Source organism: Tautonia rosea, from assembly GCF_012958305.1.
Classification (GTDB): domain Bacteria; phylum Planctomycetota; class Planctomycetia; order Isosphaerales; family Isosphaeraceae; genus Tautonia; species Tautonia rosea.
The window spans coordinates 347,664-360,982 of the sequence record NZ_JABBYO010000004.1 but is presented as its reverse complement, the minus strand read 5'-3'; the positions used below and the strand labels follow the sequence as shown (position 1 = coordinate 360,982).

General features: G+C 65.6%; 12 protein-coding genes. 9 read left to right on the top strand and 3 right to left on the bottom strand.

The features are described 5' to 3' along the window. Positions 1-47: 47 nt before the first annotated feature. From holA to HG800_RS09035, 3 genes are all read left to right on the top strand, one after another. Positions 48-1,082, top strand: coding sequence for a DNA polymerase III subunit delta (gene holA / locus HG800_RS09045; protein ID WP_169976007.1), 1,035 nt, complete (start codon positions 48-50; stop codon positions 1,080-1,082). A 58-nt stretch (positions 1,083-1,140) separates the two neighbouring features. Further along, a complete protein-coding gene (locus tag HG800_RS09040) occupies positions 1,141-1,428 on the top strand; it encodes a hypothetical protein (RefSeq protein WP_235963483.1) in 288 nt (95 codons plus the stop codon). Positions 1,429-1,759: 331 nt separating this feature from the next. Continuing rightward, on the top strand, positions 1,760-1,987 hold the full coding sequence (locus HG800_RS09035; protein WP_206352206.1) for a phospholipid-binding protein: 228 nt from the start codon (positions 1,760-1,762) through the stop codon (positions 1,985-1,987). Positions 1,988-2,009: 22 nt separating this feature from the next. Here the strand turns inward: HG800_RS09035 and HG800_RS09030 are convergent, their stop codons facing one another. Next, entirely contained in the window at positions 2,010-2,219 is a 210-nt protein-coding gene (locus HG800_RS09030; RefSeq protein WP_169976005.1) for a hypothetical protein, read from the bottom strand. Positions 2,220-2,267: 48 nt separating this feature from the next. Between HG800_RS09030 and HG800_RS09025 the strand changes: the two genes are divergently transcribed. From HG800_RS09025 to HG800_RS09015, 3 genes are all read left to right on the top strand, one after another. Then, on the top strand, positions 2,268-3,896 hold the full coding sequence (locus HG800_RS09025) for a transglutaminase-like domain-containing protein (protein WP_235963481.1): 1,629 nt from the start codon (positions 2,268-2,270) through the stop codon (positions 3,894-3,896). A 538-nt stretch (positions 3,897-4,434) separates the two neighbouring features. Continuing rightward, a complete protein-coding gene (shc, locus tag HG800_RS09020) occupies positions 4,435-6,471 on the top strand; it encodes a squalene--hopene cyclase (RefSeq protein WP_169976003.1) in 2,037 nt (678 codons plus the stop codon). A 466-nt stretch (positions 6,472-6,937) separates the two neighbouring features. After that, positions 6,938-7,714, top strand: coding sequence for a phosphorylase family protein (locus HG800_RS09015; protein ID WP_169976001.1), 777 nt, complete (start codon positions 6,938-6,940; stop codon positions 7,712-7,714). 463 nt (positions 7,715-8,177) lie between these two features. Here the strand turns inward: HG800_RS09015 and HG800_RS09010 are convergent, their stop codons facing one another. Beyond that, positions 8,178-8,675 (bottom strand): hypothetical protein, encoded by a 498-nt coding sequence (locus HG800_RS09010; RefSeq protein ID WP_169975999.1) that lies wholly within the window; start codon positions 8,673-8,675, stop codon positions 8,178-8,180. A 313-nt stretch (positions 8,676-8,988) separates the two neighbouring features. Between HG800_RS09010 and HG800_RS09005 the strand changes: the two genes are divergently transcribed. Together HG800_RS09005 and HG800_RS09000 are read left to right on the top strand one after the other, a co-directional pair. Continuing rightward, positions 8,989-10,185, top strand: coding sequence for a hypothetical protein (locus HG800_RS09005; RefSeq protein ID WP_169975997.1), 1,197 nt, complete (start codon positions 8,989-8,991; stop codon positions 10,183-10,185). A gap of 247 nt (positions 10,186-10,432) precedes the next feature. Continuing rightward, positions 10,433-11,257: a sugar phosphate isomerase/epimerase family protein gene (locus HG800_RS09000; protein WP_169975995.1), complete on the top strand. Its 825-nt coding sequence runs from the start codon at positions 10,433-10,435 to the stop codon at positions 11,255-11,257. 102 nt (positions 11,258-11,359) lie between these two features. Here the strand turns inward: HG800_RS09000 and HG800_RS08995 are convergent, their stop codons facing one another. Then, on the bottom strand, positions 11,360-12,253 hold the full coding sequence (locus HG800_RS08995; RefSeq protein WP_235963479.1) for a TerC family protein: 894 nt from the start codon (positions 12,251-12,253) through the stop codon (positions 11,360-11,362). Positions 12,254-12,469: 216 nt separating this feature from the next. On the opposite strand from HG800_RS08995, the gene HG800_RS08990 reads away from it, so the two are divergent. After that, positions 12,470-13,282, top strand: a complete 813-nt coding sequence (locus HG800_RS08990) for a vWA domain-containing protein (RefSeq protein WP_169975993.1) — start codon at positions 12,470-12,472, stop codon at positions 13,280-13,282. Positions 13,283-13,319: the final 37 nt, after the last annotated feature.

The following is a 13,319-nucleotide window of genomic DNA, read 5'->3' as shown; positions in this document are numbered from 1 at the left end:
CGTTCGAGCCGGCGCCGTCGATCCATCGAGGTCCCTGGTCTCTCCCGATGCATGCCTTCGAAATGATCGGCTCCCGAGGACCGGGAGCCATTCGACCCATCTATGCCCTCTTCGGCGACGACCCCTTCCTCCGCCGTGAGGCAACCCTCGCCATCATCCGCGCCGCAATGGACCACGGCGAGGCCACGGGCCAGGTCGCCGACGACGAGGACGAGCTGGGTGTCTCCCGAGTCGCCGGCCCCCAGGCCGAGCTGGCCCGCGTGCTCGACGAGGTCCGCACCCTGCCGTTTCTCGCCCCCCGTCGGGTCGTGATCGTCGAGGATGCCGACCCCTTCGTCACCGCCAACCGCAAGGAGCTGGAAAGCTTCGCCGCCCAGCCCAGCCCGACCGGCGTCCTCGTCCTCTCGGTCAAGTCGTGGCCGTCGAACACCAAGCTCGCCAAGCTCGTCGAGCAGTACGGCGCCTCGGTCGATTGCAAGGCCCCCCGCGAACGCGAGCTGCTCGGCTGGCTCGGCCGCCTCGCCTCCGACCGCTGGGGCGTTTCCCTGCCCGACGACGCCGCGCGCTTGATGATCGAACTCGTCGGTCCCGAACCCGGATTACTCGCCGTCGAGGTCGATAAACTGGTCGCGTACGTCGGCGATCGCCGATCTATCTCCAGGGACGACGTCGGTCGAATGGTCGGCGCCGGCCGGACCCTCGAAGTCTGGGACATGATCGACCGGGCCACCCTCGGCGATGCCGCCGGTGCCCTCACGGTCCTCGATCGCCTGCTGACCGCCGGCGAGGCCCCGCAGCGCCTGCTGGCCGCCCTGGCCACCTCGCTCCGCAAGGTCCACCACGCCGGCAAGCTCCGTCAGGCCCGTCGCGACCTGAACGACGCCTGCCGATCGGCCGGCATCCCCCCTATGGCCTTCGAGAAGACCGGCCGCCAGCACGCCCACCTCGGCCCCTCCCGCGTCGATCGCCTCCCCGTGGTCCTCCTCGAAACCGATCTGGCCTTGAAAGGATCGTCCACCCTCAACGAACGCGCCATGCTCGAACGCCTCCTCCTTGGCCTCGCCCGCCCCCGACGTGACTGATCCCACCCAATTCGATCGCGCCGGCTCTCTCGTGAATTCTCCAGGGCGAAAGCACACGATGATGAAAACTTCTATGCATGATGATCACATTGCGCACTGCGTCGCCAAGGTCGTCGAGCTTGTCTCGCTTGAGGCCCCCGATCGCCGCGCATTGCTGCAACTTGGCTACAATCTCGGCCGGCTCAGCGAACTGACCGGCCTCGGTCGAGGTCCTTTCTGGGACTCCTGGAAAGCTCCCGTCTCCGACTGGGATCAACCCTCGCTTCGCTCACTCGCTCAGCAGTTACAAATGAACCCGCGTTGCCTCCCATCGAGTCATCCAGAAGTCCCCACCCCATCGGAATAATCCCGACAGAATTTCAAACTTTCCTGCCTGGTCCCTTGTGAACCTGGCAAACATCCTGTTTACTATAACAGGTTCGCTGGAGTGACGGTGATTGTGCATCATCCCACGCATGAGCGATCTGCAACGGCGCAGAAACATCCTCGTGCGAGCCGACCGAGAACCCCGGAACGGCGAAGCGACCCATGGAAGAATTCGCGATTTTACTTGCAATTCGCCCTCGGATCACTCCACAATGGAGCCGCTCAGACCCAAGGGCAAACGTGACTCCCTCCTGGATCGCTGACCCATCGCGATCTCGACTCTCCGCAACAGATCTCAGGAGTGATGGAATATGAGGAGCAACCTTGGGAATGGTTCGACCTCATTTCTTCAGCAGGTCGAACATTCTATTCGGCAAACGACGCATGGACGGATTCGTGACCTGGCCGTCGAAGAGGTGCAGGGCCGTTATGTCGTCCGAGGGAGGGTTCCCTCGTATCACACCAAGCAACTGGCGCTGTACGCAGCGCTGGAATTGCTGCCGAGCGATCGGTTCGATATGAACATCCTCGTCTCGTAAGTCATCCGAGGGTCCTTCTCCCTCAAGGCTCGACCAGCCGGCCTTCGTTTCCCGGCTGTCGAACATCACTGCGTTCTTCCATCCACACGACCCCAGGGTTCCGGGGCTCGGTTTCCTTCTGCGCCAACGAATCGCGGCTCGGCTTGTCGCGATCGCGGCTTCCGGCCATAGTGGAGCAGGGGTCTCCTGCGTGCAGGCCCCCGTGCTGTTCTGACAGGAGCGATCGGGGCATGGGCGATCTCCCGGGCCTGGCCGGTCGGTTTCTCACGGGTCGGCTCGCTTGTCCAGCGCCCTTCCCGAGTTGACCGGCCCTCGCCTCCAGGTCCTGCTGCCCGGCCCCCAGCCCGGACCGGGAGGACTTGGCTCGATGATTCGTCGAGGGATCGATCTCAAACGCCGGCCAGGATTCGGCGTCTCGTGTGTGCTGGTGCTGACCCTGTCAGGAATCCTCGGCGCTACCGAGCCTCCACAATCCCCGCCTCAGGAGCGTACCACCCGAGAAGCCTGGGACGCCGTCTTCATCGGCGGACGCAAGGTCGGCCACATCCACCTTCAGGTCGAGCCCGTGACGGCCGGAGACGGTCACGAACTGCTCCGTATCCAGGTCGATTCCAAGCTCACGCTCAAGCGGCTCGACAATCAGGTGATTATCGCCACCCGCTACGGCACGATCGAAACCTACGAAGGCCAGGTCCTCCGGCTCGACGCCCGAAGCCTTGCCGGGCCGAACGAAACCCGAGTCTCCGGTGACGTCCTGAATGGGGTCATGCCCCTGACCCTCACCGCCGGAGGCCGGCAAACCCGCGTCGAGCTCCCCTGGCCCGACGACGTCCGCGGCCCCTACGGGCCTGAGCTAAGCCTTACCCGATCTCCCATGCAGCCCGGCGAGCGCCGCGAGATCAAGACCTTCATCCCCGACCTCAACCAGATCGGCCTGACCATCCTCAACGCCAAACAGCTCGAATCGGTCGAGCTGGGCGGGGGGACCACCATCGAGTTGCTCCGCGTCGATTCGCAGGTCAAGGGCCCCGACGGTGCCCCGCTGCCCGGCATGGACGCCAGCTACTGGGTCGATTCCGGCGGCCAGATCCTCAAGAGCCGCACCGACGCCTTTGGCGGCATCGTCACCTACCGGACCACCGAACAGGGAGCCCTGGCCCCCGGCAGCGGCGGCTTCGACATCGTCAAGGCAACCATCGTCAAGGTCGCTCGGCGGATCACCCAATCCGACAACGTCCGGGCCGCCACCTTCCGCGTCGACCTCACCGGCGACACCCCGGCCGAGGAAATCTTCCCGCGCGACGAACGCCAATCCATCCGCCGCGCTGGTGACGGATCGGTCCTGCTCGACGTCCGCACCGCCGGGCCTCAAGCCGGCGCGGCCGGCCCTGCGTCGGTCGCCCCGGAATACCTCGCCCCCAATCCGATGATCAATAGCGAAGACCCGCAGGTCATCGCCCTCGCCCAGCGAGCCCTGGCCAACGTCGCCCCCGACCCCTGGGATCGTGCCCAGGCCATCACCCGATGGGTCGCCGACAACGTCCGCGAGAAAAACTTCGAAACCGCCTTCGCCACCGCCCGCGACGTCGCCCGAGACCTGAGCGGCGATTGCAGCGAGCACAGCGTCCTGACCGCCGCCATGTGCCGCGCCTCGGGCATCCCCGCGCGAGTGGCCGTGGGCCTGCTCTACGTCGATGACCTGGGCGGTTTTGGGTTCCACATGTGGAATGAGGTTTATGTCAACGGTCGCTGGGTCGCCGTCGATGCCGCCCTCCGTCAGACCGACGTCGACGCCACTCACCTGAAGCTTAACGCCACCAGCCTCGACGGTGTCTCTCCCTACGCCCAGTTTCTCGACGTCGTTCGCGTCTTCGACAAGCTGACGCTCGACCCCATCCAGGTCCAGTAATCGCCCACTCCTGGCCCCGATCGCCACGCCGAGCCCCTCGGCGTGGCACGCTCCCTCCCTCCCACCGCGTTCCAGGAGCGTTCTTTCCTTCCGATCGGTCGTCCTCCTCCTGCTCCGTCACGTGCTCCCGCCAGGCCAAATCCCTCCCCAGCTCACCCCGCTCGCCATTACCTCCAACCCCCTTCCACCGACCTCCATTCTCCAGCTTGCCAGGGAGAGCCGTTCTGACTCCCGGCCCATCCCTTCGTATCCGCTCCCGAAACACCCCGTCGTCTTCCCGATCGAAACGCGCTTGCGTGTCAATTCCGGAAAGATGCGGAAACTCTAACGCCGCTCAGCGTTGGGGAGAGGCAAAAAACGTCCGCAGAAGAGGCGTCCGGGGTCGGATTGGCCTTGATTGTCCTACAAATCGAGGCGTAGGATGTGCCCCGCGCGACCAATCGGATCACGGATGAGCCGACCGCGCCCGAGGTTCGATGCGGCAGCACGGATGGGACATCGGGACGAACCACCTCAAGGAGGGGGGACCGAGACTGCGATGATCGTCAAGCTCGACGGTAGCAAGCGAGGACGAGGTCCTACCACGGGAGCCTCCTCGCGAGGTCTCACGACTCCGGCCTTCGATGCCGAGGCCCTCGATCAGGGTCTGGCCGCCACCCGACAGTGGCTGCTCGACCAGCAACGCGACGACGGCCACTGGGTCGGCGAGCTCGAAGGGGACACGATCCTCGAATCCGAGTTCGTCCTCCTGCTCACCTCCCTCGGCCGCGAAGATGATCCGGTCGTCGCCAAGCTCTGCAATTACCTGTTCGAGCAACGCCTGCCCGATGGCGGCTGGGCCATCTACCCCGGCGGGCCGTTCGACCTCAGCGCCTCGGTCAAAGCCTATTTCGCGCTGAAGCTCGTCGGCATGGACCCCGAGCATCCCGAGATGGTTCGCGTCCGTCAGCGCATTCTCGACGCCGGCGGTGCCCAGGCCTGCAACAGCTACACCCGCTTCTATCTCGCCCTGCTCGGCCAGATTTCCTACGACGATTGCCCGTACGTCCCCCCCGAGCTGGTCTTCCTCCCCACCCACCTCGGCCTGAGCATCTACGACATGTCGTCCTGGACCCGGACGATGGTCGTCCCCCTGGCGATCCTCTCGGTCCTTCGACCCGTCCGCCACCTCTCCGCCGAGCAGGGGATTGCCGAGCTGTTCCGGCCCGATCTGCCTCCCCCCTCGCGTCGGACCGAGCAAACCTGGAGCTGGGCCAACTTCTTCGTCGCCTGCGACCGCCTGATGAAATGGGCTCACCGGATCGTCCCGAAGGCCGTCCGACGCCCCGGTCTCTCCGCCGCCCACCGCTGGATGGTCGATCACTTCGACCGCTCCGAAGGGCTCGGCGCTATCTTCCCGGCCATGGTCTACTCCGTCTTCGCTCTCCGCGCCCTCGGCTACGCCGACGACCACCCGCTCGTCCGCCAGGCCATGCAGCAGCTCGAAGACCTGATGATCGAGGAGCACGACTCGGTCCGGGTCCAGCCCTGCGTCTCTCCCACCTGGGACTCGGCCATCGCCATGATCGCCCTGGCCGATTCCGGTCTCCCGGCCGATGACCCCCGCATGCTCCAGGCCGCCCGATGGCTGCTCGACCACGAGATCCGCACCCCCGGCGACTGGCAGCGCCGACGCCCCGGACTCGAACCGACCGGCTGGGCCTTCGAGTACCGCAACGACTTCTACCCCGACATCGACGACACCGCCATGGTCCTGCTCGCCCTCGGCCGGACCGCGCTCATGCGGTTTCCCGAAGGCCAGGCCGTCACCGATCGCGCCGTCGCCTGGCTCCTGGCCATGCAAAACCGAGACGGCGGCTGGGCGGCCTTCGATGTCGATATCGACAACCAACTGCTTACCAAGGTCCCCTTCGCCGACCACAACGCCATCCTCGACCCGAGCTGTGCCGACATCACCGCCCGGATTCTTGAGATCCTCGGCACCCTCGGCTACCGCGCCGATCACCCAGCCGTTGCCCGAGGCCTGGAGTATCTCTGGTCCACCCAGGAGCCCGAAGGTTGCTGGTACGGCCGCTGGGGGGTCAATTACATCTACGGCACGTGGCAGGTCTTGCTCGGCCTTCAGGCAATCAACTTCCCAATGGATCACCCGAACGTCCAGCGAGCGGCCGACTGGCTCGAATCGGTCCAGCAAGAGGACGGCGGCTGGGGCGAATCGTGCCTCAGCTACGATGACCCCGCCTGGATGGGCAAGGGCGTCACCACCGCCTCGCAAACCGCCTGGGCAGTCAACGGCCTGATCGCCGCCGGCCGCGCCCAAAGCGCCCGCGTCCGACGAGGCGTCGCCTTCCTGCTTCGGACCCAGAACCCCGACGGCACCTGGGACGAACCCCAGTTCACCGGCACCGGTTTCCCGAAGGTTTTCTACCTTCGCTACCATCTCTACCGCATCTATTTCCCCTTGATGGCCCTGGCCCGCTACCGATCAGCCATCGCCGCAAATGCCCCCTCCCGCGTCCACGCCGGAGCCCTCGCCTGCGGCGTTCCCGCCGATCCCCGCCCGCTCGACATGTAACAAAGCCCGCAAATCGCCCCCTCCATCCGACGCCACACGCCTTGCAGGCCGACCTCAGCCTCCCGGTCAGGCCTTTCGCTCCAGCCGTGCTCTGCGAGAGGAAAACGAGGGCGGCTCGCCCCTCACGAGTCTTCTGCCTCCCCAACCCTCTCCCCCGCTCACGGGGGAGAGGGTGGCCGCAGGCCGGGTGAGGGGGAGCTTCTGCCCATACCTCACGCGTTGCGATCCACACCCGCACCTCTCTCCCCGCGAGCGAGCAGCGTCATTCCGAACTCAACCCTCTCCGAGTAGGTGGCCGCAGGCCGGGTGAGGGGGCTCCCTGCCCAAACACACCGCGACAATCCCCCCAAACCGCCCCAGCCGATCCGAAATCCTTACCCCGCCTCTTGATTTCGCACAGCCCCTTCGGCCATCCTTCAAGACCGTCCGTCTCCTCCCGTTCCGCCTCGCCCCGCGATCGAGACGCATGAACCAGGTCCTCCCCGCCCCCGAACCCGCCGACGTCGGGATCGTGATCGCCCTGCCCATCGAGGCCGACCCGATCGTCGAACTCCTGCACGAGATCCGCACCTACTCCGACCCCGAAGGCTCGAACCGCGCTGTAACCGAGGGCGTGCTCGGCGGGAACACCGTCGTCACCCTCATCGTCTCCGGGGTCGGCCGATCCCTCGCAACCCGAGGGGCGAAGCGCCTGATCGGCGGTCATCGGCCCAAATGGCTTCTCTCGGTCGGATTCTGCGGCGCCCTCGACCCCGACCTCAAACGCAACGACGTCTTCTTCCCCACCGAGATCGTCGACGCCAACCGCCCCGATGATCCTCCCCTGACCATTCCCTTCACCCCTCCCGAATCCTCCCCCTCCTCGAAAATCCGCATTTCCTCCGGCCGTCTCCTGACCGCGTCGAAGATCGTCCGCACCGCCGCCGAAAAGGCGACCCTTCGCGATCGGTTCTCCGCTGACGTCGTCGACATGGAAACCGCCGCCGTGGCCTCCCTCTGTGCCGACCGCAGTCAGCGCTTTCTGGCCGTTCGCGTTGTCAGCGACGAGGCCAACACGGACCTTCCCCCCGAGGTCCTCACCGTCATGGGCCCCACCGGCGGCTTCCGCCTCGGCGCGACCCTCGGTGCCTTGATGAAACGCCCGAGCAGCGTCAAGGACCTCTGGACCCTCCGCGAACACGCAATCGAGGCCTCCGACCGCCTCGCCGAGGTCCTCCCCGGCATCATCGCTCAGCTTTCCTGATCGCTCGTCAATCGCCTCACTCGACGAGAGTCATGAGACTCCAGCCAGTTTCTCACGTCGCACTCCCTGGGCCAAGCCTGCCACGCATCGCCGTCCACCGTTGAGAGAAAGCTCCCGCGCTCCCGTTTCCCCCCCAATGACCCCCAATCCCCCACAGTCTTCTTCAACGGCGAGGGTCTTCCACAAAGCAAGACAATCCCAGAGGTCGCGCGAAACCAGGGATCTCAGGAAAAAATTGCGCGAGCATCCACTCTCGCAACACGATTGACGTCACCCGTTCGTTCGCTTGCCCTGAACGGTGAACGACAAGGGGTGACACAGGTTGTCTGGTGGCACCGGTTCAGTCCTCGGAACCCGTGGTTATCAATCCCCTTGCCAAAGCAAGGAGGCCGCCTCCCCACCAACCGGGGTCACGATGCCCCCCCGCCACTCCGACCCTCCGCTGGGAAACCCCATCAAGGACTCAAGGGCGAGCCGGGGTGGCCGCCTTTTCAGGCGTCCCTGACGATTCCTCGGCGCTGGGTACCGGGACGCCCACGGTCGACGACGCCGACTTGCGAATGGTCCGCTGTTGCGGCGGAATCGGCCGATCGCGCAGGTTCGCCCTCGGCCCGGCCTTGAGGCTATCCATCGCCATCGCCGCGGTAAACGCCACCAGGACCACCGCCACCGGTCCCAGCAGCAGCGCATGCGACGCATGAAACTGCATCACCAGGCAAAACAACACGAACCCGGCAATCGCCAGCATCGCCGTGTACGCGATGTCGGTCGTCACCATGTTCACGCTCGACGGGTCCCACCACGTCAGGAAGCCTGCCAGGGCCAGAGAAGACGCCCCAACCTTCAGTCCGGCGAACGGCGTCACCTCATCATAAAAGTACCTCTGACCGTACTCCGTCACGATGTACGAGGCCACAAATAGCAAGAGCCAGTAGATCAAGAACATCCAGAGCCAGAACATGGCGGCGTCCCTCACCGATCGTATCAGCGCTGCGCGACGTGGCGAGCCTCCGAGGGCTCGCTTCCCCTCTTGCGTCTGCCGTTGTCACCGATGGGTCTTGCACCATCCTACCTTACGGTTTGCCGATCGCCACCGTCTGCCCCCTCGGTTCCAGCCCGCTTCGGATCACTCGTTGTTCAGTTTTGTGACTATTTCGCCCCGATTTCCTGATGATATCTGGTGTGGCTCCGAACACTCGATCGCACGTTGGCTTCTGGCGGTCCCCTTTCTTGGCTCCCTTGATTGGCTTCGCAACACCAAAAGGACTCCTCTCATGGCTTCCACCTCCGACCCTCGACCCACCGGCCCTCGCTCCGAAGAGGGCAAGGCAACCAGCTCGCGCAACGCGGTCACGCACGGCCTGACCGCGCGTCGGCCGCTCAGTGACGAAGAAGCCCAGCGCCTCATCGTCATCGCCGATCGCTGGGTGGCCAAGCACCTGCCGCAGACCGATTCCGAGGAAGCCCTCATCCGATCGGCCGCGATGGAATACGTCCGCTATCTCCGCTGCGTCGACGTTGAGGAAGCCCGCCTCCAACCTGCCACTCGCGAGGCAGTCCGTCAGTGGGAAGAAAGCCGACGCCACGCCATCCGCCGCAAGGCTCAGGGCCTCCGCGACGATCCCGAAACCGTGGTCGCCCAGTTGCAGGAAAGCGCCTTCGGCATCGACTGGCTCGTCCGACACTGGCAGACCTTGCTCCGCCATCTGGACTCCGGCCGAGGCTGGATCGGCTCCGATCTGGTCATGGCCCTTCGCCTCATGGGCCGACCTTCCGAGCCACCCCCGCCGCACGATGTGGACGCCCGACGCCTCTGGGAACTCGTCTCTCGCGTCTCCCCCGCAGCGCTTCAGCCCGGCACCCCGCCCGGCCTCACAACCGACGCCGACTCCCTCGCCCAGCTCCGCGCCCTGATCGTCGATCAGATCGAACGCCTCCAGTCCCTCCGGCCGGTTGCCTGGGACGAGGAGGAAGGCCCTCAGCGCCTCGCCGCCGAAACCGCCGCCCTGATCGACACCAGCAAGGATGGTCAGCTCCGCCACCGCTACCGCCGCGACGCCCTTCGAGACATGCAGCGCAGTCTTTCGATGGTCGTCAATCTCAAGGTCGAACGCTCAAAGATGGACACCCGCATCCTCCAGCAAGACCGCCTGGCCGCCTCCACCCGCTCCTCCTCCGGTGCGTACCGGAGCTCGTCCTACGACGAGCCAGCCGCCACCGATCCCCGGCGCTCCTCTGCCGAACCTCCCCAGTCACGAAACGAACTGCCAACGCCCCTTGCAGACGCCCCGGCTGATCGCCATAACCCGAACCGGGACAAAGCCAATCGTCCCGAACCGCCCGCCGGTTCTTCCCGTGATCCTCAGCGCACCGACCCTCAACCCGATGCGCACCCGGGCGCACCGAGCAGCTCTCCGCTCCCGTCGATCGAGTCCCCTCCGAACCGCATCGAGCCGCTCGAAGGGGGCTGATCAGCCCGCAATCGCCACCCGCAGACCGTTCGAAACCCTTCCTCGCGGAGGCCGAAAGCCTTCCGATCGCTCAGCGTGCGCCCGCCGCATCCGGTCGGCTCGGGGTTGCGGGGCGTTCGCAGATCGCCCTCGGAGTGGTAGAATCGCGGGCATTGATCGCCGTCCCACCGCCCCGGGTGTCCGTCCGAGACCGGGTTGAGCCCGGCCCCGGAACCGACCCCACCCTCCGGCCCATCGAGACCGCCCCATGATCTATCTGAGTGCCTTCGCCGACGAGATCTCGGCCGACCCCTCCGAACAGCTCGACACCCTCCTCATTCACAGCATCCGCTTCGTCGAGTTCCGCTCCATCTTCGGCACCAATGTGCTCGACCTCACCACCGAGCAGCACGAGCAGTTCCGCACCATGCTCCAGGAACGCGGCATGGGACTCAGCGCCATCGGCTCTCCCATCGGCAAAATCAAGGCCGACGAGCCGTTCGAGCCCCACCTCGACCGCTACAAGATCGCCCTCGACCTCTGCGACTTCTACGAGTGCCCCCGCATCCGGGTCTTCTCCTACTACATCCCCGAGGGGACCGAACCGGAGGCCCACCGCGACGAGGTCATCCGCCGCATGACCGCCATGGCCAAAATCGCCGAGGAGCGCGGCGTGACCCTCTTGCTGGAGAACGAGAAAGGGATCTACGGCGACACCGCCGAACGGGTCAAGGACCTGCTCGACGCCGTCCACTCCCCCGCGCTCGGCCATGCCTTCGACCCGGCCAATTACCTTGAAGTCGGCCAGCCGGTCGACAAGGCCTGGTCGATGCTCCGCGATCGGGTCGCCCACTTCCACGTGAAGGACTACGACACGAAGCTCAAGAAGAACGTTCCTGCCGGCGAGGGTGAGGGCATGATCCCCCAGCTCATCGCCGACGCCGTGGCCAAGGGCTTCGACGGCTACTGCGTGCTCGAACCCCACCTCGTCGTCGCCGAGGCCAGCTACGGCTTCACCGGCCCCGATCGCTTCGGCGATGCCGCCGTCGCCCTGCAAACCGCCCTGTCTCGCGAAGGAGTCACCTACGCCTGACCCGCTTCTCCGAACCTTCTCCCCGCCCGCGGGGGAGAGGGTGGCTGAAGGCCGGGTGAGGGGGCTCGACCTTCGGGAACCAAAGCAGCTCGTGACAACGGCTCAACTCAATCTGGTCGATCCGCTTTCCGGTTTCCGAGGGCTGAAGACCATGCTCATCACCAGGATCAGCAGCATCCCGCTCCAGAAAAACCAGCTCGGCATCTCCAGGTTGTGGGCGAGCCATTCCGGAACCTCGTCCTTCCAGCCGCCCGTCAGACGCTCCTCGCCCCGATACAAGGCGTGATGCAGGCCCGATCCGATCAGCTTCAACCCGATCCAACCGACCAGCAGATACGCCCCGACCGCCAACCCCTTGAACCGGTTCAGCAAGAGCAGGAAGTACCCGGCCACGAACCGCATCGTGATGATCCCCAGGACCCCCCCGATGTAGATCACCCAGGTCTTGAGCGTGAAGAACCCGAACTCCACATCATGCAGATGCTCGGGCATCCCGTCGGCAATGGCCACGGCGGCGAGGATCGAGTCGATCGAGAAGGCAATATCCGCCATCTCGACTCCCGCGACCGTGGCCCAGAAGCCCCCGCGATGGCGCCGTCGCTTCGGAGGGGCACTGCGTTCCGACGCTCCGGCCTCGTGCAAGACTGGCGCAACCTGCCCCTCGGCCAAACTCGCGTCGTCGTCGTCGTAGTGCGGTTCGTCTTCTCCCGTCCACAGATGTCGGACAGCCAGTTGCAACAGATAGATGCCGCCGATCACCTCCAGTTGCCAGTAGTCCAGAATCCTCGCCGCCAGCAAGACGGCGATGAACCGGAAGACGAACGCGCCGATGATCCCGTAGCGCAGGGCCTTTTTCTGCTGCTCTCGGGGCAGGTGGCGGACCATCACCGCCAGCACCAGCGCATTGTCGGCACTGAGCAGCCCTTCCAGTGCGATCAGCGTCAGAATCGTCCCGCCCAGCGTCATCCAGTCGGCAGTGGTCAAGACCTCAAACAAGGCAAGGAACTCCAGAAGGGATCACGGTCGAACGTCGTGACGCAGGCGGCCGATGAGGAGCGGGGGGGCATTGCAGCCGATCGATTGCCGACCGACACCGACTATCATGGGGACCGATGGCGTCAAAGGTCAATGCGTCCCGGTGGGTCGATCCCACCCGGCCCAGACACCCGACCGGATCACCTCGAATCGAGCCTCATCCCTCGGAGCCTTCGCATGCGACGATCATCCCCGACTGAGCCGAGGCCGCCGCTTCGATGGTTCGTAACCCTTGCGCTGCTGGGTGCCTCGGTGCTCATCCGGCCCGCACTCGCCGACGAGCCGAAGCCTTCCGACAACCCACCAAGGCCCGAGCCGACGGACCGCAAGGACAGCCCGGCCACCGACGGAGAAAAGGCCGACCCGCCTACTCCTCGTCGCGTCGGCCCGACCGTCCGATCGGTCAACGCCCTGGCCGATCAGCGCCGCCCCTCGGCGGGCGATCCGTACGACGGTTCGATCGACTGGCGGAGCATCCCCGCCTGGCAGCAAACCTCGTTCTTCGGCATCCGGGCCAAGGGGTCCTTCTTCGTCTTCGTCGTCGATTGTTCCGGCAGCATGGACGACGACCTGCGGATCGACCGGGCCCGGCAGGAACTCCGACGCTGCATCAACAGCCTGCGATACCCCCAGCGCTTCCTGGTCATCTTCTTCAACAACCAATCGATCCCGATGGCCGGCGGCATCCCTCAATCGGCCGACACCAAGAGCAAGCGAGCGGCGATGGCCTGGCTTAACTCCATCGTCCCCGAAGGCGAGACCGACCCCCGATCCTCGATGAAGCTGGCCCTCGGCCTCCGACCCGACGCCGTCTTCCTGCTCACCGACGGCGAATTCCCAAACGGGACTGAGACGACCATCCTCAGCCGCAACCCCGATCGCATCCCGATCCACTGCATCGACCTCGGCGGCAGCCGAGGCACCGAGCAGCTTCGCGCCATCGCCGAGGAGTCCGGCGGGCGCTACCTTGCCCGGACCGGCTCCCCCTGAGCCAGCCGTCCCACCCGTTCGCTCGTTGACAAGCCGG

Bases quoted from the DNA above. Each gene is read 5' to 3' on its own strand.
- holA (WP_169976007.1), top strand. From the start codon at position 48: ATGCATGCCTTCGAAATGATCGGCTCCCGAGGACCGGGAGCCATTCGA.
- HG800_RS09005 (WP_169975997.1), top strand. From the start codon at position 8,989: ATGGCTTCCACCTCCGACCCTCGACCCACCGGCCCTCGCTCCGAAGAG.
- HG800_RS09000 (WP_169975995.1), top strand. From the start codon at position 10,433: ATGATCTATCTGAGTGCCTTCGCCGACGAGATCTCGGCCGACCCCTCC.
- shc (WP_169976003.1), top strand. From the start codon at position 4,435: ATGATCGTCAAGCTCGACGGTAGCAAGCGAGGACGAGGTCCTACCACG.
- HG800_RS09040 (WP_235963483.1), top strand. From the start codon at position 1,141: ATGATGAAAACTTCTATGCATGATGATCACATTGCGCACTGCGTCGCC.
- HG800_RS09035 (WP_206352206.1), top strand. From the start codon at position 1,760: ATGAGGAGCAACCTTGGGAATGGTTCGACCTCATTTCTTCAGCAGGTC.
- HG800_RS09015 (WP_169976001.1), top strand. From the start codon at position 6,938: ATGAACCAGGTCCTCCCCGCCCCCGAACCCGCCGACGTCGGGATCGTG.
- HG800_RS09030 (WP_169976005.1), bottom strand. From the start codon at position 2,219: ATGCCCCGATCGCTCCTGTCAGAACAGCACGGGGGCCTGCACGCAGGA.
- HG800_RS09010 (WP_169975999.1), bottom strand. From the start codon at position 8,675: ATGTTCTGGCTCTGGATGTTCTTGATCTACTGGCTCTTGCTATTTGTG.
- HG800_RS08990 (WP_169975993.1), top strand. From the start codon at position 12,470: ATGCGACGATCATCCCCGACTGAGCCGAGGCCGCCGCTTCGATGGTTC.